The organism is Stenotrophomonas maltophilia group sp. RNC7 (assembly GCF_030910085.1).
GTDB classification, from domain to species: Bacteria; Pseudomonadota; Gammaproteobacteria; order Xanthomonadales; family Xanthomonadaceae; genus Stenotrophomonas; species Stenotrophomonas sepilia.
The window spans coordinates 1-448 of sequence record NZ_JAVFVN010000233.1 but is presented as its reverse complement, the minus strand read 5'-3'; the positions used below and the strand labels follow the sequence as shown (position 1 = coordinate 448).

The 448-nt window shown below is 53.6% G+C and carries 1 protein-coding gene; it reads left to right on the top strand.

All coding sequences use genetic code 11. The features are described from left to right. Window positions 1-293: 293 nt before the first annotated feature. On the top strand, window positions 294-448 hold a 155-nt coding region (locus RCF13_RS03000), incomplete at its 3' end, for a LysR family transcriptional regulator (protein WP_308140850.1).

Below are 448 nucleotides of genomic sequence, written 5' to 3'. Positions count from 1 at the left end.
GGATAGATTGGCAGTAGTCGGCGTGGAAACGCGTAACGCTATGAGTATTGGCACTACGCAAGCTGCACTCACTGCAAGCGACACCATCGTCGCCCAGAGTGGGTGTCCCAGTGCGCGACCGAGTGCGGCGTTCGCACCGGCCTGCAAGGGGACAAGAGCGCCGGAAGCCAGCGCAACGACAAGGAAAGCGAACGACTGCATGAGAAAGACCCTTCTCAAATTGAACAGGCTCGCCTTCTAATTATTATTTCTACCTATTTGAAATTCATTCTTCCCTGACTATTATTCGCCACATGAATAATTTGCGTGGCGTTGACCTAAATCTCCTTGTGGTTCTTGATGCGCTGCTTTCCGAGCGGCACGTTTCACGTGCGGCGCTTCGACTGAACATGAGCCAGCCAGCCGTCAGTCACGCACTTGCCAGATTGCGCATCCTTCTCGATGATCC